General features: G+C 62.7%; 21 protein-coding genes and 2 tRNA genes. 8 read left to right on the top strand and 15 right to left on the bottom strand.

The features are described 5' to 3' along the window. Positions 1 to 279: 279 nt before the first annotated feature. The 5 genes from EN845_RS24325 to EN845_RS24305 all read right to left on the bottom strand — a co-directional run bounded on the left by EN845_RS24325 (position 280) and on the right by EN845_RS24305 (position 4,540). Complete coding sequence (locus EN845_RS24325) at positions 280 to 1,116, bottom strand: PopZ family protein (protein ID WP_127872669.1); 837 nt, start codon at positions 1,114 to 1,116, stop codon at positions 280 to 282. 255 nt (positions 1,117 to 1,371) lie between these two features. Beyond that, positions 1,372 to 2,757 carry a TolC family outer membrane protein gene (locus EN845_RS24320; RefSeq protein WP_127278529.1) on the bottom strand — a complete coding sequence of 462 codons (1,386 nt, stop codon included), beginning with the start codon at positions 2,755 to 2,757 and terminating at the stop codon, positions 1,372 to 1,374. Between the two features lie 181 nt (positions 2,758 to 2,938). After that, a complete protein-coding gene (locus tag EN845_RS24315; RefSeq protein WP_127872670.1) occupies positions 2,939 to 3,607 on the bottom strand; it encodes a protein-L-isoaspartate O-methyltransferase in 669 nt (222 codons plus the stop codon). 90 nt (positions 3,608 to 3,697) lie between these two features. Further along, positions 3,698 to 3,771 (bottom strand) — tRNA-Cys (locus tag EN845_RS24310). Between the two features lie 508 nt (positions 3,772 to 4,279). Beyond that, a complete protein-coding gene (locus tag EN845_RS24305; RefSeq protein ID WP_127872671.1) occupies positions 4,280 to 4,540 on the bottom strand; it encodes a hypothetical protein in 261 nt (86 codons plus the stop codon). Positions 4,541 to 4,761: 221 nt separating this feature from the next. Between EN845_RS24305 and EN845_RS24300 the strand changes: the two genes are divergently transcribed. Then, positions 4,762 to 4,836: transfer RNA gene (locus tag EN845_RS24300), tRNA-Asn, on the top strand. A gap of 310 nt (positions 4,837 to 5,146) precedes the next feature. Here EN845_RS24300 and EN845_RS24290 read toward each other — a convergent pair. The 3 genes from EN845_RS24290 to EN845_RS24280 form a co-directional block, all read right to left on the bottom strand. Further along, positions 5,147 to 5,446 (bottom strand): DUF982 domain-containing protein, encoded by a 300-nt coding sequence (locus tag EN845_RS24290; protein WP_127872729.1) that lies wholly within the window; start codon positions 5,444 to 5,446, stop codon positions 5,147 to 5,149. A 46-nt stretch (positions 5,447 to 5,492) separates the two neighbouring features. Continuing rightward, the gene (locus EN845_RS24285; RefSeq protein WP_127872672.1) at positions 5,493 to 5,945 is read right to left on the bottom strand and encodes a hypothetical protein; all 453 of its coding nucleotides are present in this window, start codon (positions 5,943 to 5,945) and stop codon (positions 5,493 to 5,495) included. A 68-nt stretch (positions 5,946 to 6,013) separates the two neighbouring features. Further along, on the bottom strand, positions 6,014 to 6,496 hold the full coding sequence (locus EN845_RS24280; RefSeq protein ID WP_127277412.1) for an Hsp20 family protein: 483 nt from the start codon (positions 6,494 to 6,496) through the stop codon (positions 6,014 to 6,016). Between the two features lie 323 nt (positions 6,497 to 6,819). On the opposite strand from EN845_RS24280, the gene EN845_RS24275 reads away from it, so the two are divergent. Next, positions 6,820 to 7,251 carry a cupin domain-containing protein gene (locus tag EN845_RS24275; protein ID WP_127281308.1) on the top strand — a complete coding sequence of 144 codons (432 nt, stop codon included), beginning with the start codon at positions 6,820 to 6,822 and terminating at the stop codon, positions 7,249 to 7,251. A gap of 75 nt (positions 7,252 to 7,326) precedes the next feature. Here the strand turns inward: EN845_RS24275 and EN845_RS24270 are convergent, their stop codons facing one another. Both EN845_RS24270 and EN845_RS24265 read right to left on the bottom strand, forming a co-directional pair. Continuing rightward, positions 7,327 to 7,782 carry a carboxymuconolactone decarboxylase family protein gene (locus EN845_RS24270; protein ID WP_127872673.1) on the bottom strand — a complete coding sequence of 152 codons (456 nt, stop codon included), beginning with the start codon at positions 7,780 to 7,782 and terminating at the stop codon, positions 7,327 to 7,329. Between the two features lie 105 nt (positions 7,783 to 7,887). Beyond that, positions 7,888 to 8,316, bottom strand: a complete 429-nt coding sequence (locus EN845_RS24265; protein ID WP_127279182.1) for an SRPBCC domain-containing protein — start codon at positions 8,314 to 8,316, stop codon at positions 7,888 to 7,890. Between the two features lie 202 nt (positions 8,317 to 8,518). Between EN845_RS24265 and EN845_RS24260 the strand changes: the two genes are divergently transcribed. Then, positions 8,519 to 9,277, top strand: coding sequence for a copper homeostasis protein CutC (locus EN845_RS24260; RefSeq protein WP_189521750.1), 759 nt, complete (start codon positions 8,519 to 8,521; stop codon positions 9,275 to 9,277). Further along, positions 9,274 to 9,762 carry a GNAT family N-acetyltransferase gene (locus EN845_RS24255; protein ID WP_127872674.1) on the top strand — a complete coding sequence of 163 codons (489 nt, stop codon included), beginning with the start codon at positions 9,274 to 9,276 and terminating at the stop codon, positions 9,760 to 9,762. The genes EN845_RS24260 and EN845_RS24255 overlap by 4 nt, the downstream gene beginning before the upstream one ends. 31 nt (positions 9,763 to 9,793) lie before the next feature. Here EN845_RS24255 and EN845_RS24250 read toward each other — a convergent pair whose 3' ends face one another. From EN845_RS24250 to EN845_RS24235, 4 genes are all read right to left on the bottom strand, one after another. Further along, positions 9,794 to 10,819, bottom strand: a complete 1,026-nt coding sequence (locus EN845_RS24250; RefSeq protein ID WP_127872675.1) for an acyltransferase — start codon at positions 10,817 to 10,819, stop codon at positions 9,794 to 9,796. Positions 10,820 to 11,081: 262 nt separating this feature from the next. Then, on the bottom strand, positions 11,082 to 11,879 hold the full coding sequence (locus tag EN845_RS24245) for a xanthine dehydrogenase family protein subunit M (protein WP_127872676.1): 798 nt from the start codon (positions 11,877 to 11,879) through the stop codon (positions 11,082 to 11,084). A gap of 113 nt (positions 11,880 to 11,992) precedes the next feature. Further along, positions 11,993 to 14,338, bottom strand: a complete 2,346-nt coding sequence (locus EN845_RS24240) for a xanthine dehydrogenase family protein molybdopterin-binding subunit (protein ID WP_127872677.1) — start codon at positions 14,336 to 14,338, stop codon at positions 11,993 to 11,995. 109 nt (positions 14,339 to 14,447) lie between these two features. Beyond that, positions 14,448 to 14,951 carry a (2Fe-2S)-binding protein gene (locus tag EN845_RS24235; RefSeq protein WP_127872678.1) on the bottom strand — a complete coding sequence of 168 codons (504 nt, stop codon included), beginning with the start codon at positions 14,949 to 14,951 and terminating at the stop codon, positions 14,448 to 14,450. A 62-nt stretch (positions 14,952 to 15,013) separates the two neighbouring features. On the opposite strand from EN845_RS24235, the gene EN845_RS24230 reads away from it, so the two are divergent. Genes EN845_RS24230 through EN845_RS24220 form a run of 3 tightly spaced genes read left to right on the top strand, consistent with a single transcriptional unit; the run spans position 15,014 to position 17,753 of the window. Further along, on the top strand, positions 15,014 to 15,232 hold the full coding sequence (locus tag EN845_RS24230; protein WP_127872679.1) for a hypothetical protein: 219 nt from the start codon (positions 15,014 to 15,016) through the stop codon (positions 15,230 to 15,232). A 29-nt stretch (positions 15,233 to 15,261) separates the two neighbouring features. Beyond that, positions 15,262 to 16,398, top strand: a complete 1,137-nt coding sequence (locus tag EN845_RS24225; RefSeq protein WP_127872680.1) for an FIST signal transduction protein — start codon at positions 15,262 to 15,264, stop codon at positions 16,396 to 16,398. Positions 16,399 to 16,412: 14 nt separating this feature from the next. Next, positions 16,413 to 17,753: a hybrid sensor histidine kinase/response regulator gene (locus tag EN845_RS24220; protein ID WP_127872681.1), complete on the top strand. Its 1,341-nt coding sequence runs from the start codon at positions 16,413 to 16,415 to the stop codon at positions 17,751 to 17,753. A gap of 15 nt (positions 17,754 to 17,768) precedes the next feature. Here EN845_RS24220 and EN845_RS24215 read toward each other — a convergent pair whose 3' ends face one another. After that, complete coding sequence (locus tag EN845_RS24215) at positions 17,769 to 18,452, bottom strand: response regulator transcription factor (RefSeq protein ID WP_127872682.1); 684 nt, start codon at positions 18,450 to 18,452, stop codon at positions 17,769 to 17,771. Between the two features lie 221 nt (positions 18,453 to 18,673). On the opposite strand from EN845_RS24215, the gene EN845_RS24210 reads away from it, so the two are divergent. After that, positions 18,674 to 19,372, top strand: a complete 699-nt coding sequence (locus EN845_RS24210) for a fumarylacetoacetate hydrolase family protein (protein ID WP_127280440.1) — start codon at positions 18,674 to 18,676, stop codon at positions 19,370 to 19,372. The last annotated feature ends 2 nt before the right edge of the window (positions 19,373 to 19,374 follow it).

Raw genomic sequence — 19,374 nt, 5'->3', positions numbered from 1 at the left:
AAATCGGAAGGTCTTGGCCAAGTCAACCGCGAGGGCAGCCTGGGATCGTCACAAGCAGATAGGCGCGGACCTATTCATTTCAACAGAAGGCCGCGCGGCGATCGCATCTTCGCCGCGAGGCATCGCTGCGAACGAGCCCGGGGCTCCCGCGCCTTCATTGTCAGCGACCCCGATGGCAATTTGATCGCCTTCGCCAGTTCGGCAACCAACGGCCGACCTCTTCACAACGAAAAACGCCGCCTCGACGGCGGCGTTTCTTCTGGAATTCAGGCCTAGACGCTATTGCGCCCCGCGTGCCACGCGCTCGATCTCTTCGCGCACCAGCCTTTCGACCAGCGTCGGCAGGTTGTTGTCCAGCCAATCCTGCAGCATCGGCCGCAGCATTTCCTCGGCCATCTCGTCGAATGTCTTCTTGCTGCGGCTTGCAAAGGCGTCGGACAGTTCGCCGAAGGCGGCTGCAACCTGCCGTCCAGTGTGTTCGGAAAGAATTGCGGGACGCACCGCATGCGCTTCGTTTACCGCCGCGCGCGCCTGAGCCGTGCCCGTTGGAGCATCGTTTGACGAAGACCGCTCGATCGCAGGTTCCGCCGCCGACTCGCTCGCCGACACATCCGGCTGGGGCGATGGGCGGATGCTCCGCTCCGGCATCGCCTTGGCTTGCTCGCCAACCGCCGCGATCTCGCGACGCCAATCGGCGACGATGGCTTCACTTGTCGCAACCTCGACGGGAGCCGCCGGCGCGTCGCGGCTGGCGGCAGGCGCCGGCTCGGCGGCAACCCGGGCGCTGACCTCAGCCAATGTCGTCGGCGTCCTGCCCGCAGCCGGATCGGCACGTGGCGGCGTTTCGGTGCGTGCTGTCGCCGGCAGTATGGCTGGCGTCTGGATTTCCGCCATCGCGACAGGCTTCCTGACCTCTGGGACGGCATGCAGTTCGGCGCGGAACGCATCGATATCCGCAGCTGGAACAGCACTCGGCGCGGGCTCCAGGTCCTGTTGCAACTCATCGGCGTCGCCGGGCTGCTTGCGGCCGTTGTCGCTGTCTTCGATGATCCTCCTGATGGAAGCGAGTATCTCTTCCATGGAGGGTTCGCGCTGTGCGCTGCTTGCCGTTGCCATCGTCACATCCGCCGCCCTTGTGACCCGTTGCAGGTTTCCGCTCCGGCAAAAGCCGGATTCGAATCATGGCGACAGCGTAACCGACGGATCGCCGCACGAGAATCCCCAATCTGGGGACATGTGGGATTTCAACAGATTAGAGCGATTCCGCCAAAGCCGTGTGACGGTTCCCGTTAGCAACCACCAGAAGGACAACGACAATCCTGTGTTCCCGTACGAACCACTCAGCCCGGAAACGCCGTTCGAACGAAGGGCCTAGCGGCCATCCGGCGTGCGCAGGCCGATCCACTTGTCCTTGACGGCGTTGTAGTGTTCCTCCGGCTTGTACTTCGTCACCGCCAAGCCAAGCCGGTCGACCGACAGGCGGCCCATCGCCGACAGGATGGCATAGCTTGCCACCACCACATCGCGTTCGTAACCAGCGTGGTTGATCTTGGCGGTGATGACGGCGGCTTGCGCATTGAGCACGTCGAGCGTCGTGCGCTGGCCGACATTGCGCTCCTCGATGACGCCGTTCAGGGCCAGTTGGGCGGCGTCGATCACCTGCTTGTTGGCGGACGCGCTTTGTTGCGCGGCGGTGTATTGGGACCATGCCGTGGCGACGGCCTGGCGCACCTGGTCGCGGCTGACGTCGACCTGGATACGCGCCTGCCCCAGCGATTCCTTGTTCTGCCGCACGACCGCCGAGGTTCGGCCGCCCGAATAGATCGGAATGGTCAGCGTCGCGCCGATATTGGCCGACGTCGAATTGCCGTTGGAACCTGACAAGTCGGGGATGGCGTTGCGGTAGTTTTCCGAAACGCCAGCCGAAGCCGACAACTGCGGCAACAGCGCGCCCTCGGACGATTTCACCGAAAATGCAGCGGCATCGACCAGATGCTGGGTGGCAAGGATGGCCGGGTGTTCGGCCGATCCGATGGCGATCGCGGCGTCGAGGCTCGACGGCAACAACCTGCCCAATGGCGAAGCGGCCTTGAGCTTGCCGGGCTCGTCACCGACCACCTGGTGATAGGTCGCGGCGCTGGCCAGCGCCTGCGCGCGCGCAGCGCTCAGCGCTGCCACCGCGGAAGCGCGCGAGGCATCGGCCTGCGCAACGTCGGTGCGCGTGCCTTCGCCGACCTCGAAGCGCGAGCGCGCGGCGCGCGCCTGCTCGGTCAGGAACTGCAGGTTCTGCTCGGTCAGCACCGCGATCTGCCGGTCGCGAATCACGTCCATATAGGCCATGGCCGCATTGAACAGCGTGTTCTCCTCGGTATTGCGCAGGCTTTCAACGGACGCCTTGACCTGGGATTCGGCCGCCGCGACATTGTTCCTTGTCTGAAAGCCGTCGAACAGCGACTGGTTGATCTGGATGCCGTAGCTGCCGCTTGTCAGCTTCGAATTGCCGCCGCCATTTGCCTGGCGCGTGTTCGTATAGTCGATGTTGGCCGAGCCGGTGATCGTCGGGCGCCAGCCTGACTTGGCTATGGCCACGCTCTCGTCGGTCACGCGCACGCCGGCACGCGATGAATTTAGTGTGGAATTGTACTGATAGGCTTTTGCAAGGGCACCCGTGATGGTTTCGGCCGATGCAGCCAGTGGGGACAGCGCGGTCGCCGACACAAGGACGGCGGTGAAAAGTGACTTGCGTACTGACGGCACGGTTTAACCCTCATTCGTTTTCCATGGGAACCGCGCCGCACCAGCTTCTCTTCCTGAGCAGCCCGAACGGCGTGTTTCATGTTCCCTGTTGCTCAGCCCAAAGTGCCCCCAGTCTGGGATCAGCAACGATCGTTCAAATGCAAGCGACCATGACAAAGCCTTTGCTGCAAGGCCAAATCATTCAGAATTCGAAAGCATGCTCACGTTCGAATCCGGGTAGTGGCTTAATTGCCGCATTAAATGCCCTTCTCCCGGTTACAACCCCCCCCGCCTTGAAAAAAAGCCGCGCCACGCCCGAATTGCCCTGACCCTCGACCGCAACCAGGCGGCCGCCTTCGGCGAGCCGGTCGAGCAGCGACGCCGGCACTTTGGCGACACTGCCGCCGATGAAGATGACATTGTACGGCGCCTTCGCCGCATGGCCTTGCGCCAGAGCGCCCTGGACCACGGTCACATTGCCGCAGCCCAGGCTGGACAGGGTCGACGCGGCGGTTTGCGCCAATGCCGAATCGCTTTCGAGCGCCACGACGGACCTCGCCAGGCGCGACAGGATGGCCGAAGCGTAGCCGGTGCCGCAGCCGACATCGAGCGCCGAATCGGTCACACTGATCTCGGCCAGTTGCATCAGCTTGGCCAGCGGCGAAGCCTCCATCAGGTAGCGCGAGCCATCGGCGCTGTCTGCGATGCGGATGTCCTCGTCGATATAGGCGAGATCGCGCTGGCGATCGCCGACGAAAACCTCGCGGGGCACGGAAAGCAACGCGTCGAGCAGCGGCGCGCTGGTCACGTCGGTGGTGCGGACCTGACCATCGACCATCTTGACGCGAAGTTCGGAGAAATCAGCGCTCATGTCCCAACCAATCTGCTTGCCGCGTCAGAATCGCGGTTCATGTCGACCGGAACTTCAGGCTCCGGCGCTGACGCGCGGGAGCCCGGGTATTGGAGGCCTCGCCCGGAATCGAACCGGGGTGCAAGGATTTGCAGTCCTCTGCGTAACCACTCCGCCACGAGGCCTCGTTGCTCCCGGCGTTCCACCCGGTTCCAATAGGTTGCGGCGAAAAAGCCGTCAAGCGGCCACGACGTATTCCGAACGGTTTCGTCTGCGCCGGCTGCGGCCCTGTCAGTTCGCCGTCATAGCCACCCGCCCACATTCGCAATCCGTTAAGCATGGCGGATGATCGAGCGAAACTCCGCGCTCCGGCTTGCGTTGTGAAACGGGAGGACTGCGCCATGACCCTGGCCAAACCGAACGACGAAACGAACGGAACGGAAAACGGCCGCTGCTGGGGTGCGAGGACTTGGTGCGCTACGCCATCAACTGCCTGAGAATAGAAGGCACAGGCAGGCTTTCACCGCGTGACCGCGCGCGTCTGGCCTCGGCTTCCGCGGTCCTGAAGCAGATCAGCGAGGATTTGAAGGCAGGCACGCAACCGGATTCGAAGGAATCGGGCACTGGCACCGAGAGACAGGGCCAGAATTGATTCTCTTCGGAGACCACCGCCATGCGAGATGTATCGGCCGCTCAATCCGGCCGGCGTCGCCGCTCCCACCAGACGACCAAGCGGCGCCGGTGGCGGCGCACCATGGCAAATTCGTAGGAGAGCACCAGCAGTCCGAGCGGCACCATCCAGAACCCAAGGATCGGCAAGAAACCGAGAATGCCGCCAATGGTCAAAAGCACGCCGATCGTGATTCTGAGACCGCGCGACTGCGGCATGGTGAATTCGCGGCCGAAAACCGAGATCTTTCGTGCTGCTATCCGGTTTTCGTCCGCTGCCGTCATCGCGAAGAACTGCCTGTCTGGGGGCTCGATAATGTCATTTTACGAAAGCTGCGACCGCCCTTTCGGTTCCGTGCCGTCGCCAAGACGGCTAATATGAGGGCGGCCAAGGCCGATTGCGAGAAACCGCTGCGCGAAAAAGTCTCGGAAAAATGCGAAATGCTTCTTTGCAAAGCCGAAACGGGTTTGCTATAGGCTGCGCCACTTGCTCAAAGAGCCTCCGTTCCCCGGTAGCTCAGTGGTAGAGCAACCGGCTGTTAACCGGTTGGTCGCTGGTTCGAATCCGGCCCGGGGAGCCAACATTTCCAAGGTCCGTTCCGGACACATTGGTTACGGTTTATACCGGAGACATGGGTAACACTTTTGGCCCGACGGGGTTTTGGAGTGGTTCGAGCCTGCATGTCTCATGATCGAAGTATCCCAAATCGTAGTCCATGAAGCTCGCCAGCCAGATATGGTCTTCGACCTGTTTGATGCCAACGTCTGGCCGGCGAAGACGAGCCTGAGATTGATCTTCTTGCAGTCGGACCCCCGGAAAGGCCGATTGCCTAAGAGGAGCGCCTTGACGGGCTGTGACAGCGACACTTCTGGCCGCTGCCGTTGCCCCAGCTAGGCGGCTACCCCACCGCGGCCTGATTTGGTGCCGCTCATCCAGGGGAGCGGAGCAAGCGGCTCCTGCAGGATCTTGACGGATCTCGCGAACCCAGCGACGGCATCGCGCGCGACCGACAGGGGTATCTGACCGTCGTAAGCACGCTGGCAAGCCCGGAAGGCCGTCTCGAAAATCGGGCCCCGACGTTCCCGCGGCCACTCGTCCAGGAAATCGAATGCGTGATCAAGACTTCCTATTTCTTGAATGAACTGACCATTCCTAACCAACACTGGTCGATCGAACGTCCTGTCGCCCATATGGTCCTCCATTCGGTTGAGCGATTTGGTTTGCTGGTTCAGCTTTTCACGCAACGGCATGCTCAGGCTCCGCGAACATGCCGCCATCTCCACATCTGGGCGGGACACCGGCATAGGCCGGAACCGGCGGCGGATCATCCTCATCGTCATCCCGCCAGGGGTATCGCAGCCAGCTACGCCTCGTTTTGTTTCGACGCCGGCCTGAAGACGGACTGCGGTCAAACGGTGCCCTGGCCGGCGGCTTGCGGCCAATCTCGTCCAGGGTGTGGAGCGCAAGAAGAATCTCGCTGACTTGCGCAATGGCACCGCTGTCCAATTGGCGTAGGGTGGGATTGTCAGGAACCGCATTGGCGTCTGAAGCCCAGAAGGCGAGCAAAGCCCTCTTCTCGCCGACCGTCATGTCCTCGTTCAGGACGTCCTCGGGCGTACGCAGGGCAGCGAATTCCTCTGCGTGATCTGTCAGTCTGAATTCATGAACACAGTCAGATTCGTATCTCATCTCCATTCTCCGCGATCTGTGCCTCCCGGCCAGGCCGGGAGGCGGACCACAGACTGAGGTTGCCAGTATCAGGCGACCTTGCGTTGCAGCTCTGCGTCCATGGACTGCTTGCTGCCGCTCTCCTGAAGCGGAACCGCTCTGGCTTCGGAGCGGATCTCGATGCGCCGAGGCTTGAGTTCCTCGGGCACTTCGCGGACCAAGTCCACCGACAGCAGGCCATTATGGATATTGGCCGCCTTGACCTTGACGTGGTCTGCAAGTTTGAACACCTGCTTGAAGTTGCCTATCGCGAGGCCGCGGTGGAGGATTTCCAGATTTTGCTGATCAGGCTTCCTCTGTCCGATTACGGACAATTCAGGGCCGTTCTGCACAAGGTCCACTTCGTCAGGACCGAAGCCGGCGACGGCCATGGTGATGCGATAGTCGTTGTCGCCATTCTTCTCGATGTTGTAGGGAGGCCAGTCGGAGCGGACGCTGTTTTCGAGCATGTCGAACAGCCGGTCGAAGCCGACGGTGGTGCGGTAAAGAGGGGAATAATCAAAGCTTCTCATAGCCATATCCTCCGTGAAGCAACATGGTTTACGGGTCGCCGCAGCGCTGCTGCGGCGCGGTATGTCGAGCCGAAGCCTCGACGGAAAACGATCTGGGAATCACGGTTTTTTTGTTCAAGAGGTCGCCCAAAAAAATTTTCGGAGCGGCACCACGGCCATTCAAGATCGGGCATGCGCCAGACTTTTGCGGTGAAAGCATTCCGGTTGGAAGCGGGTGAGGAATATGGCTCGGCAAGTGCGCGCCAGGTTCCGCCTCTGGTCACGAGCGGCCTTGCACGCTGCCGCCGCCGCGCGATAGATGCGTTCGGTCAAGGGAGGACATCATGCGGAAAATCCTGGTATCGGCATTGCTGCTCACGGCAGCGTCGTTCGCGACCGGCGCTCATGCATTGGACAGCGGCGGAACCCCGGTCGTCGTGACGCCGCTCGCGTCACGCACCACCACGGCATCCGGCCAGCCGATCACGCTGCCGCAGAAGAACGTGCAGGTGCTGGTCTCGACCTATGACATCGCGCCCGGCGCGACCTTGCCGGTCCATCGCCATCCCTTCCCGCGCTACGCCTATGTCCAGGCTGGAACGCTGAAGGTCACCAATGTCGAGACCGGCAACAGCAACACCTACAAGACCGGCGATTTCATCGTCGAAATGATCGGGCAGTGGCACCAGGCCACCAACATTGGCGATGGGCCGGTCAAGCTCCTGGTGATCGATCAGGTCGAGGAAGGCGCCAAGAATACGGAATTGCGCCAGTAGCCGCCAGGCTGCAGGTGCCCCGAGGGCGGGAAGGCAATGCGCCGCCCGCCCCTCGCCTCGCGGCAGCCCCAGCGCTTAGCCCCAGGCGCCAACCGGCTGCCGGGTCGCTGCGTTCAGCCTGTTGAAGGCGTTGATCAGCGCGATCTGGATGACCAGCGCGGCAAGGGCCTTTTCATCATAATGGCGGGCCGCTTCGTCCCAGACATCGTCCGGCACCGCGTCCGGCCGGTCGGCCAGTCTGGTGCCGGCTTCGGCCAGCGCCAATGCCGCACGTTCGGCGTCAGTGAAATACGGCGTCTCGCGCCATGCCGCCAGCGCAAAGATGCGCTCGTCCTTTTCTCCGGCCTTCTTCAGTTCGCGCGCATGCATGTCGACGCACACGCTGCAGTTGTTGATCTGGCTGGCGCGCAGATGAATGAGCTTGCGCGTCACATAGGGCACGTCGGCCGCCTCGGTCGACTTGTCCAGCGCCAGCAGCGCCTGCACCGAACCGGGGATGAGCATCACCGGGTTCTTGATCCTTGCTTGCATGGTCGTTCTCCTTTTGAATTGTTTCTCCGGGCGTGTTTTCCCGGCCCGGACGACTCGCATCCAGGGTTTCGAACTTGATGAAAACTGTTGGCTGCCCGCCGCGTATCAGGCCTGTTTTGCGGTAACCTGTTCGAGCCGTTCGAGAATGCGCGGCCAGCCACTTCCCATGCCGATATAGCCACGCTCGTCGGCCGGCCGGAATCCCGACTGCTCCATTCGCACCCGGGTCGCCACACCCTCGGGCGTCAGTGACCATGTCACCACGGTTTTCAACCCACTGTCCGATTCCGTCCCATCGCCCCAACTGTAGGCCAGCAGCCGCGGCACCTCGACTTTCAGCACCACGCAGTTCGTCACGCCAGACCATCCGGGAACTGGCGTCGCGCGGAATGTGAAGCGATGCCCTTCTTGCGCCGCGAAGTCATTCTGCATGAGCCATTCGCCGACGAGTGCTGGCACGGTCAGTGCGCGCCATATCTTTTCCGCCGAATATGGGATCAGCCTTTCGACGACGATCGATTTGGTTTCCGTCATGCCTTGCTCCTCTCGTTGTTGTCGTCGCGCCACGCACGCGCAATCAATAACCTGCCAGCTATACATTACTCATAACCATGCAGTTATGCAACAGTCAAGAATGGAATCTGCCATCTGGTCCAAATGGCGGCGTAGGTTCACGCTTTCGCGTCAGCCGTCGTGGTGCTAGGGCTCTCCACAACATGATGAACTGGATCGCCCCTTGACCACGCAAACTCGCCCGCCGCTGATCGAAATCTGTGTCGAAGGCATCGATGGCCTGCTCGCCGCGCAGGCCGCCGGCGCCGACCGGGTCGAACTCTGCGCCAGCCTGGTCGAGGGCGGCATTACGCCCAGCCTCGGCACGGTGCGCGCAGCGCTCGACCAGGCGACCGTGCCGTTCCACGTCATGGTGCGGCCGCGCGGCGGCGATTTTCTCTACAGCGAGACCGAATACCGATCGATGCTCGCCGATGTCGCCGCGCTCAGCGAACTCGGCGTGCCCGGCGTGGTGTTCGGCTGCCTGAACGCCGACGGCACCATCGACGAGAAGCGCATGGGCGAATTGACCGAGGCCGCAGGCGCCTTGAACGTCACCTGCCACCGCGCCTTCGACATGACGCGCGATCCGGCCGAGGCGCTGGAAGCGCTGATCCGCTGCAAGGTTGGCCGTGTGCTGACCAGCGGCCAGCGCGACACCGCGATCGAGGGCTTGCCACTGCTGGCGGATCTGGTGCGTCAGGCCGACGGGCGCATCATCATCCTCGGCTGTGGCGGGCTCGATCTCGGCAACATCGCGGAGGTGCGCGCAAGGACCGGCCTGGCCGAAATGCACTTCGCCGCCCTCAAGGACGTGCCGAGCGCCATGCGCTACCGCAATCCCAAGGTCGGCATGGGCGGCTCCGATCTCGACCGCGAGTATCGCAACACACTGACCGATACACCGCTGGTGGCGGCGACGATCACGGCGGCCAAGGCATGACCCCTCCGATAGACCGCATAGCGCAGGACGACGAAGCCGCCATTCTGGCGCTCAACAACGAGCACGCCGCCGAATTGTCGTGGCTCGAAGCCGAACGGCTGTCCTTCCTGCTCGGCGAGGCATTTTATGCGCGCCGCATCGGTGATCTCGAAGCCTTCATCATGACCTTCGACCAGGATGCGAACTACGACAGCCCGAACTTCGTCTGGTTCCGCGAGCGCTGCGAACACTTCATCTATGTCGACCGCGTCGTCGTGGCGGCGCATGCAAGAGGCCGCGGCCATGCTCGCCTGCTCTATCGGGACCTGTTCGACCATGCGCAGAGCGCCGGCCACACGCTGGTCACCTGCGAGGTCAACACCGACCCGCCCAACCCCGCCTCGGACGCCTTCCACGCCGCCCTCGGCTTCGCCGAAGTCGGCGACGCGGTGATCCACGGCGGCAAGAAAGCGGTGCGTTATTACGTCAGGCGGATCGCCGCCTGATCCGGTGGCGCTCGCCATCGGCGGCGCTCACTCACCAATTGCGGTTGAGCCATTCACGCGCCGGGCGCTCGATGAGGTAGTAGCTGCAGAGCGCGCAGGCAAAGACGCCGGCCAGCATCGGCCATGGGTTGGTGCCCTGATCGTAGACGAATTTGTAGAAGGGCTGCTGCCACAGATAGAGCGAATACGACCACAGGCCCAGTGTCGTCATCGGCAAGGATGACAGCCATCCCGACAAGAACCTCGTGCTGAAATCCAGCGCGTTGACGGCAATCGCCAGCAACGGCACCGCGACCAGGTAGTGGATCGGTGTCGGCACGGCGTCCATGAACAGGAAGACCGCGCCGGCAGCCGCCGCAACGGCGACATAGGGTCCCTTCAGCAAGGACGGGAGCTTGCCGTCGGCCTTGAGCAGGCAGATCGCGGCCGACAGCAGGATCGAGGCGATGTGCACGTCGGTGCGCCAGTATGTGGTTTCATAGTCCATGTGCAGGAACCAGTAGGAAGCCGCGCCATTGGCCATGGCCAGCGCAGCCAAGACCAGCAGCAGCGGCACGACACGGCTTCGGCTGGCAACGATTGCGCTGATCGCCGCCAGGATAATGTAGGCATGCTCCTCGACGCAGAGCGACCAGATGTGGTCGAGTGCGCCGGCCCGGTTCAGGAGAATTCCGGCATAGTTGTAGCTGAATGTCAGCGCCGTCAGGGCCGCCTTCCATTTGAAGGCGATGAAGGTGCCGGAGAGCGCGACCATGGCGAGGACGACAAAGACCAGAAGCGCCGGATAGATGCGCGAGAAGCGGCGTTTGAAGAATTTCTTCAGTGGATAGCGTTCGATGAACAGGATTTCGGCCATCAGCCGGCCGCTGAGCACGAAAAAGAATTCGACACCCAGCACGCCCAGATTGATGCCGGGAACGGGGAGAAAATGCCCGATCAGCACCAGGGCGATCGACAGGCCGCGCCAGCCATCGAGATAGGCCAGTCTTGTCCTGGCCGCCGATCGGTCGGCGATCGTTCGGGACGGAACCAAATGGGTCGCGGAAATTTCGGACATGCCGATCCCTTCGCATTGGCATGCGAAAGGGCACGGCGGTATGGATTCCGAACCCGGCTCGCATTCCCGCCCCAACCCATACTGCAGTGCAATATGAATTTGTGCAAGTGCGAGATTGTCGCCAATGCGATTCCCAAGCAAGCATGGGCCGCAATTGCTTCAAGCAGAGGATGGGACGCGGCGCCGGGGGCTAGGCAGCTACACGTGCCAGGAAAGAAAGAGGGGCCGCTACAGGCCCTTTTTGTCCGCAATCGATCTTGCGTCAGGCGTTGGCTGCCGCCACGGCGCGCTTGGCCATGACCGCGATCAGATTGGCGCGGTAGTCTGATGAAGCGTGGATGTCGCTCATCAAGTTCTTCGCCGGCACTTTCACGCCATTGAGCGAAGCGGCATCGAAGCTCTTGGCGAGTGCCGCCTCGATCTCCTTCGAGCGGAAGACGCCGTCGTCGCCGGCGCCGGTGACGGCAACCCGGACGCCATCCTTGCCCTTGGCCACGAACACGCCGACGATCGCGTAGCGCGAGGCCGGGTTGCGGAATTTTTCGTACGCGGCCTTTGCCGGAGAGGTGAAGGAGACCGCCGTGACGATCTCGCCATCCTTCAAGGCGGTTTCGAACAACCCCTTGAAGAACTTGTCGGCTGATATCTCGCGCTTGTTGGTGATGATGGTGGCGCCCAGCGCAAGCAGCGCCGCCGGATAGTCCGCCGCCGGGTCATTGTTGGCGATCGAGCCGCCGATCGTGCCCTTGTGGCGAACCGCCGGGTCGCCGATCAGCGACGCCAAATGGGCAAGCGCCGGGCAGGCCTTGCGCAGCTTCTCGTCATTGGCGACATCGTAGTGGGTCGTGGCCGCGCCGATCGTGACCGTCTTGCCTGACACCTTGACGCCTTGCAGCTCCTTGATGCGTGACAGGTCGACCAGATCGGAAGGGGCCGCCAGCCGCGTCTTCATGGCGGGGATCAACGTCATGCCGCCCGACAGCAGCTTGGCGTCCCCATTCTTCACGAGCTTGGCGGCTTCAGTGACCGAGGCGGCACGGTGATAGTTGACTGCGTACATGGGATCCTCCCCTAAGTGGTCAGGCAGTAGTAGCAGTGAGTAGTCAGTAGTGGGAACGTCGCCGCCGGAGCTGGATACGGTGCCCTATTCGCTACTCACTACTCCCCACTCACTCATTTCGCGGCGCGGATCGCGGCCCACACGGTCGACGGCGTGGCCGGCATGGCGATGTCGGCGATGCCGATGGCATCGGTGATGGCATTGATCACCGCCGGCGGCGAGCCGATGGCACCGGCCTCGCCGCAGCCCTTGATGCCGAGCGGGTTGCTCGGACACGGCGTGTTCGACGTCGAGACCTTGAACGACGGCAGGTCGCCGGCACGCGGCATGGTGTAATCCATATAACTTGCCGTCAGCAGCTGGCCGCTGGCGTCGTAGTGAGCGCCCTCCAGCAGCGCCTGCCCCACGCCCTGGGCGATACCGCCATGCACCTGGCCCTCGACGATCATCGGATTGATGATGTTGCCGAAATCGTCCGCCGCCACGAACTGGACGATCTCCGTCGTTCCGGTTTCCGGATCGATCTCGACCTCGCAGATGTAGCAGCCCGCCGGGAAGGTGAAGTTCGCCGGATCGTAGAACGCCGTTTCCTTCAGTCCTGGCTCCATGCCGGCGGGCAGATTATGCGCGGTATAGGCAGCCAAGGCCACCTGGAACCACGGCAGGCTCTTGTCGGTCCCGGCCACCTTGACCTCGCCATTCTCGATGACGATATCGCCCTCGTCGGCTTCGAGCAGATGGGCCGCGATCTTCTTGGCCTTGGCCTCCACCTTGTCGAGCGCCTTGGCAATTGCCGACATGCCGACCGCGCCCGAACGCGAACCGTAGGTGCCCATGCCCATCTGCACCTTGTCGGTGTCGCCATGGACGATCGAAACCGAGTCGATCGGCACCCCAAAGCGCTGATTGACCAGTTGCGCGAATGTCGTCTCATGGCCCTGGCCATGACTGTGCGAGCCCGTCAGCACCTCGATCGTGCCGACGGCGTTCACACGCACTTCAGCCGATTCCCACAGGCCGACACCGGCGCCAAGCGAGCCGACCGCCGCCGACGGCGCGATGCCGCAGGCCTCGATATAGCAGCTCATGCCAATGCCGCGCAGCTTGCCCTTCCCAGCCGCATCCGCCTTGCGCGCGGCAAAGCCGGCATAGTCGGCGGTCTTCATCGCCGCGTCGAGCGAGGTCGCATAGTCGCCGGCGTCGTAGTTCATGATCACCGGTGTCTGGTGCGGAAACGTCGTGATGAAGTTCTTGCGCCTGAGGTCCGCGGGAGACACGCCGAGTTCGCGTGCCGCGGCCTCCATGGTGCGTTCCAGCAGATAGGTGGCTTCCGGCCGCCCTGCCCCGCGATAGGCATCGACGGGTGCCGTGTTGGTGTAGACGGTGCGCACATTGGCGTGGATGGCCGGGATGTCATACTGGCCCGACAAGAGCGTGGCGTAGAGATAGGTCGGCACGCAGGACGAGAACAGCGACATGTAGGCGCCGAGATTGGCGATCGTATCGACCTTCAGCCCGGTGATCCTGTTGTTCTTGTCGAAAGCCATCTCCACCGTCGAGACGTGGTCGCGGCCATGGGCGTCGGTGAGGAAGCTCTCCGTGCGATCGGCGACCCATTTGACTGGCACGCCGGTCTTCTTCGAGGCCCACAGGCAGACGATCTCTTCCGGGTAGATATAGATCTTGGAGCCGAAGCCGCCGCCGACGTCCGGCGCGATCACCCGCAGCTTGTTTTCGGGCGCGACATTGTAGAAAGCACTCATCACCAGTCGCGCGACATGCGGGTTCTGCGATGTCGTCCAGCAGGTGTAATGATCCTCGGCCTTGTCGTAATGGCCAAGTGCGGCGCGTGGCTCCATGGCGTTGGGCACCAGCCGGTTGTTGACGATCTTCATGCGGGTGACGTGCGCTGCCGCCTTGATGGCGGCATCGGTCGCCTTGCCGTCGCCGATCTCCCAGTCGAAGATCAGGTTGTTCTCGGCTTCGGCATGAACCTGGGGCGCGCCCTTTTCGAGTGCCTTTGTGGCATCGACGACCGCCTTAAGTTCCTTGTAGGTGATTTCGACCGCCTCGGCGGCATCGCGTGCCTGGCCCTTGGTCTCGGCCACGACGATGACGACGGCATCGCCGACATAACGGACTTTGTCGACGGCCAGCGGCGACCAAGCGCCCATCTTCATCGGCGAACCGTCCTTGGAATGGATCATCCAGCCGCAGATGAGGTTGCCGATACCGTCGGCCTTGAGTTCCTTGCCGGTCAGGACGCCGATGACGCCCGGCATGCCCTGAGCCGTTCTCACGTCGATCTTCTTGATCTGCGCATGGGCGTGCGGGCTGCGCACGAAGGCCGCATGCTTCATGCCGGGCACCACCATGTCGTCGACATAGCGGCCGGCGCCGGTGATGAACCTTTTGTCTTCCTTGCGCGCGACCCGAGCGCCAACACCTTCGATGCCCATGGAAATTCCTCCCGAATTTAGGGGATAAGCAGTAGGGGTTAGGCAGTAGTGGAAGGGCTCGTGGTCATATCGATGTTTGCCCTACTCACTATTGCCTATTGCCTATTGCCTAAGCTGCCTGTTTCGCCTTGCCCTTCGCGGCGCTCTTCGACATCGTCTTCGATGCGGCCAGGATCGCCTTCACGATGTTGTGGTAGCCGGTGCAGCGGCAGATGTTGCCTTCGAGTTCTGCCCGCACCGTCGCCTCGTCGAGGCCTTCGGGATGGCGGTTGATCATGTCGCTTGCAGCCATGATCATGCCTGGCGTGCAAAAGCCGCATTGCAGGCCGTGATATTCCTTGAAGGCCGCCTGGACGGGATGCAGGTCGGCGCCGTTGGCGAGACCTTCGATCGTGACCACTGTCGACCCGGACGCCTGGACCGCGAGCATCGTGCAGGACTTGACCGCCTTGCCGTCGACATGGACGACGCAGGATCCGCACTGCGAGGTGTCGCAACCGACATGGGTGCCGGTCAGGCCGAGATTCTCCCGCAGGAAATGGACGAGCAGCGTTCGATCCTCGACGACACCGCCAACCCGCTTGCCGTTCACCATCAACGAAACGTCCGACATAGCCCCTCCCTGGGTGTCAACCTTGGTCATCACGCTGCCGACGAGCCGTTGGCACTTCGGCCATGCGTTATTCGTACACTGCACAATGCACAAAAAACAGCACGACGGAAAAGGCGGATCATTGTACTTTCGATCATGGCCAGGGCACCGAAGCGCATTCCTGTGGCCCCATTGCCAAAACGCCTCGTGGCGGCAACAATGCCTTCGACGCCGCGCACAAGAAGCACTCGAAAAGCAGCGCACAAGAAGGCGTCGGAGGAAATGCGGGAGAACGCCGCTGACAGGTTCACGGACGCGCTATGCATGCGGCTTGTCGGCGCTGACCACGGACGAGCCCGACCCGGATGATTTCGCACGCGCGGTAGCCGCCGAGGCCGCCGCCATCGATGCCGGCTTCGCCCTCGTGTTCTTTTCCCAGAGCCTTGTCGAGGCCGGGGCCCTGTCGCGGGCACTCTCGGTCCACGCGCCGGGGCTCCACCACGCCGGTTGTTCGACCGCCGGCGAGATTACGCCGCAGGGGCTCGAGGAAGGCCATATGCTGGCGATGCTGCTGCCCTCGGCATCCTTCACGGCGGTCAGCACCATGGTCGACAATTTGTCGACTTCGGGCATGGACAGGATCACCGAAGAGGTCGAGGCCCTGAGGCGCACGCTGCGCGCCCGGCTCGGCGGCGAGCAGACCAGGAACACCTTCGCGCTCTGCTTCATCGACGGGCTGTCCTATGCCGAGGAAGCGGTGAGTTCGGCCATCCACTGGGGTCTTGACGACATACCGCTGCTCGGCGGCTCGGCCGGCGACGATTTGAAATTCGAGACGACGCGTCTGATCTCGAACGGCAGGGTCGCTTCGGACAGCGCCATCATCGTGCTGGTCGCCACGGAAATTCCGTTCCACGTCTTCAAGACCGACAACTTCGTTCCCACCGACGAAAAGCTGGTGGTGACCGCGTCCGATCCGGATCACCGCATCGTGCGGGAGTTCAACGCCACCAATGCGGCCGAGGAATATGCCGCTTCGGTCGGCATCCTGCCGCAGACCCTGACACCGCTGAGCTTCGCCTCGCATCCCGTGGTGGTGAAGGTGGGCGGCGAATATTACTGCCGCTCGATCCAGAGGATGCACGCGGATGGCTCGCTGTCGTTCTTCTGCGCCATCGACGACGGTGTGGTGCTGTCGATCGCCCAACCCAAGGACATGGTGGAATCGACACGAGCGGCATTGCGCGAGGTCGAGGAAAGGCTGGGCGGTATCGATATGATCCTTGGCTTCGACTGCGTGCTGCGCCGGCTGGACGCACGCAACCGGCAGGTCTTTCGCGATATTTCGGAGCTCTACCGGGTCAACAATGTCGTCGGCTTCGGCACCTATGGCGAACAGTACCGGTCAATGCACTTGAACCAGACTTTCACCGGCATCGCTTTCGGTGACCGGCAAGCGGCTGAATAGGGCGGCGCAACAAAATGCCGCTCAGGGACATCAACGATCTCGACAGGCTGAAGAGGATCAACGCCGCCCTGGTCAGCCGCGTCGAGCGCTCGATGGACCAGCAAGGCAACGCCTTTTCGCTGTTCCAGACCGCGATCTCGCTGGAAAACCGGGTGCGTACGCGCACCGAGGAACTGCATTCGACCTTGCGCAGGCTGGAGCAGTCGAACATCGACCTCAGCGCCGCCAAGGAAAACGCCGAACTGGCGAACCTGTCCAAGACGAGATTTCTCGCCGCCGCCAGCCACGACGTGCTGCAGCCGCTGAACGCCGCCCACCTCTCCGTCTCGGCGCTTGCCGAGGTGCAGACCAGCGAGGAGGGAAAAAAGCTGGTGCGGCAGGTCGAGCGCTCGCTGGAAACCATGGAAGACCTGCTGCGCACCTTGCTAGACATTTCCAAGCTCGACGCGGGCGTGGTCCAGCCCGACATTGGCGACGTCAGCCTGGAGGCGTTGTTCTCGTCGCTGCGTTCGGATTTCGAGCCTGTGGCGCAGTTGAAGGGGCTGTCGCTGAAATTCCGACCGGTCAATGCGGTTGCTCGCTCGGACAGGACGCTGCTGCGCCGTATCCTGCAGAACATTCTCTCCAACGCGCTGGGTTATACACGCTCGGGCGGCGTCCTTGTCGGCACACGCCATCGCGGCGACACCATCCGCATCGATGTCGCCGACACCGGCTGCGGCATTCCGGAGGATCAGCGCGAAGCGGTGTTCGAGGAATTTCATCGCGGCACCTCGCCGGCCAGTGCCGAACTCGACGGCGGCGGTCTTGGCCTCGGGCTGGCCATCGTGCGCCGCATGGCAGGCGCGCTCGGCCACCCCGTGACGTTTTCATCCAGGGTCGGCCGCGGCACCATCTTCCACATCGATGTCCCCGTCGGCATCGGCGCCCCCGCCGACGCCATCGCCAGTGCCGCCAGCCTGGAGCGGCCGCGCGGCTACGGCCTGTTCGGCACCAAGGTGCTGCTGGTCGAAAACGATGCCGAGGTGCTGGAAGCCATGACCTTCCTGCTTGAGCGCTGGCAGTGCCTGGTACGCGCCGCGACCTCGACCGACGATGCGCTTGACCTGCTTGGCGATACCGACTGGGTGCCTGATATCGTCATCGCCGACCAGCATCTCGACGGCGGCGATCTCGGCACCGCGACAATATCGGAGGTCCGCGACTATCTCAGCCGCGCCGTGCCGGCGTTGATCGTCACCGCCGACAGTTCGGAAGCTGTCGCCAAGGCCGCCCGCGCCGGCGGCATCGAGTTGATGCGCAAGCCAGTGAAGCCCGCGCAACTGCGCGCGCTGCTGGCGCATTTGCTGGCTTAGGGGACAGTTAATGGCTCAAAATCCGGCCTGATCCCGAAACAGCTCCGCATTGTCCAGCTTCGACACCTCGATCACCGCTTGCGTGCGGCTATAGACGTTGAGCTTGCGCAATATCTCCGACACATGCGCCTTCACCGTCGTCTCGCCGACCTGCAGCTCGTAGGCGATCTGCTTGTTGAGCAGGCCCTGGCGCAGCATCTGCAGCACGCGCAATTGCTGCGGCGTCAGCTTGGAAAGCCGCTGCACCATGTCGGCGCGGTCGGTGCTGTCGGGATCCGGCGGCTGGCCTTCGTAATTCTCCGGTACATAGACGGCGCCGTCCATCACCGAGCGGATGGCGGCGGCGAGATCGCTCTTGCGCGCCGATTTCGGGATGAAGCCGGCGGCACCATAGGACAAGGCCTCTGAAATGATCCTCGGCTCCTCATGACCCGATACGATCACCACAGGCAGGCGCGGATAGCGGGTCCTGAGCTGCAGGAGCCCCTCGAAGCCGTGCACGTCGGGCATGCTGAGGTCGAGAAGCGCAAGGTCGAAAGGCTTGGCGTCGGCCAACAGATCCAGCGCCTCGGCAATCGACCGTGCCTCGACCGTATCGACCTCGGGATAAGCCATCTGCACGGCACTGTGCAGCGCCTCGCGAAACAGCGGATGGTCGTCGATGATGAGGAACCGGGCACGATCGGTAGGGGCTGTCATAGGGCTCGTTCCGGTTTACCGGGCACACCATAGTCTCCTGACTGTGGCCGGATTATTGGCAAATAGTCTATCGCCTGTTGACGGGATTCATCGCTGCAAAAAATGATGGGAAGCCTGAGTTCTTTATCCAGCCGCGGCAAAGCCCGTGCTTTATGAAAAACGACGCCTTGCCCGACCCCCGAAATCGGCCGAATGTGCCGTCATCAAACTCAGAGATCGCCATGACCGCTTTTGTCCTTGCCGTGCCGCCAACGCCTTCCGTCGCCATTGCCGGCTCCAGCGAACGCTTTGCCGTGCGGCGTATTTTCTGCGTTGGCCGCAACTACGCGGCGCATGCGCGCGAATTCGGCAATGACGAGCGTGATCCGCCCTTCTTCTTCACCAAACCGGCCGACGCGGTGGTCGATTCCGGCACTGAAATCCCCTACCCGCCGCTGACGCAAAACCTCCACTTCGAGATCGAACTGGTGGCGGCGATCGGTACATCGGGTTTTCGCATATCCCGCGACAAGGCACTGGATCATGTCTGGGGTTATGCCGTCGGCATCGACCTCACCCGCCGCGACCTGCAGGATGTCGCCAAGAAGGCTGCGCGGCCCTGGGACTGGTCGAAGGCATTCGACCGTTCCGCGCCTTGCGGTCCGCTGGTCCCGGCACAAAAAGCCGGGCACCCGGCGAAGGGGCGTATCTGGCTCGCCGTCGACGGCGCGGTCAAACAGGATGCCGACCTTGCCGAACTGATCTGGCCGATATCGGACATCGTTTCGATCTGCAGCGAAGGCGTGGAATTGCAGGCGGGCGACCTTATCTTCACCGGTACGCCCGCCGGGGTCGGCGCGGTCAAGCCGGGCGAGACGATATCAGGCGGGGTCGAGGGCATCGGCACGATCGACGTGACCATCGGCCAGCCGCGGTCATGAGT

The organism is Mesorhizobium sp. M8A.F.Ca.ET.202.01.1.1, assembly GCF_004791595.1.
GTDB lineage: Bacteria > Pseudomonadota > Alphaproteobacteria > Rhizobiales > Rhizobiaceae > Mesorhizobium.
This window is presented reverse-complemented; position numbering and strand designations above follow the sequence as displayed.

Excerpts from the sequence above, each read along its gene's own strand:
- EN845_RS24325 (WP_127872669.1), bottom strand. The coding sequence starts at position 1,116 with ATGGCAACGGCAAGCAGCGCACAGCGCGAACCCTCCATGGAAGAGATA.
- EN845_RS24315 (WP_127872670.1), bottom strand. The coding sequence starts at position 3,607 with ATGAGCGCTGATTTCTCCGAACTTCGCGTCAAGATGGTCGATGGTCAG.
- EN845_RS24305 (WP_127872671.1), bottom strand. The coding sequence starts at position 4,540 with ATGACGGCAGCGGACGAAAACCGGATAGCAGCACGAAAGATCTCGGTT.
- EN845_RS24290 (WP_127872729.1), bottom strand. The coding sequence starts at position 5,446 with ATGGGCGACAGGACGTTCGATCGACCAGTGTTGGTTAGGAATGGTCAG.
- EN845_RS24285 (WP_127872672.1), bottom strand. The coding sequence starts at position 5,945 with ATGAGATACGAATCTGACTGTGTTCATGAATTCAGACTGACAGATCAC.
- EN845_RS24280 (WP_127277412.1), bottom strand. The coding sequence starts at position 6,496 with ATGAGAAGCTTTGATTATTCCCCTCTTTACCGCACCACCGTCGGCTTC.
- EN845_RS24275 (WP_127281308.1), top strand. The coding sequence starts at position 6,820 with ATGCGGAAAATCCTGGTATCGGCATTGCTGCTCACGGCAGCGTCGTTC.
- EN845_RS24270 (WP_127872673.1), bottom strand. The coding sequence starts at position 7,782 with ATGCAAGCAAGGATCAAGAACCCGGTGATGCTCATCCCCGGTTCGGTG.
- EN845_RS24265 (WP_127279182.1), bottom strand. The coding sequence starts at position 8,316 with ATGACGGAAACCAAATCGATCGTCGTCGAAAGGCTGATCCCATATTCG.
- EN845_RS24255 (WP_127872674.1), top strand. The coding sequence starts at position 9,274 with ATGACCCCTCCGATAGACCGCATAGCGCAGGACGACGAAGCCGCCATT.
- EN845_RS24250 (WP_127872675.1), bottom strand. The coding sequence starts at position 10,819 with ATGTCCGAAATTTCCGCGACCCATTTGGTTCCGTCCCGAACGATCGCC.
- EN845_RS24245 (WP_127872676.1), bottom strand. The coding sequence starts at position 11,879 with ATGTACGCAGTCAACTATCACCGTGCCGCCTCGGTCACTGAAGCCGCC.
- EN845_RS24240 (WP_127872677.1), bottom strand. The coding sequence starts at position 14,338 with ATGGGCATCGAAGGTGTTGGCGCTCGGGTCGCGCGCAAGGAAGACAAA.
- EN845_RS24235 (WP_127872678.1), bottom strand. The coding sequence starts at position 14,951 with ATGTCGGACGTTTCGTTGATGGTGAACGGCAAGCGGGTTGGCGGTGTC.
- EN845_RS24230 (WP_127872679.1), top strand. The coding sequence starts at position 15,014 with ATGCGTTATTCGTACACTGCACAATGCACAAAAAACAGCACGACGGAA.
- EN845_RS24220 (WP_127872681.1), top strand. The coding sequence starts at position 16,413 with ATGCCGCTCAGGGACATCAACGATCTCGACAGGCTGAAGAGGATCAAC.
- EN845_RS24215 (WP_127872682.1), bottom strand. The coding sequence starts at position 18,452 with ATGACAGCCCCTACCGATCGTGCCCGGTTCCTCATCATCGACGACCAT.
- EN845_RS24210 (WP_127280440.1), top strand. The coding sequence starts at position 18,674 with ATGACCGCTTTTGTCCTTGCCGTGCCGCCAACGCCTTCCGTCGCCATT.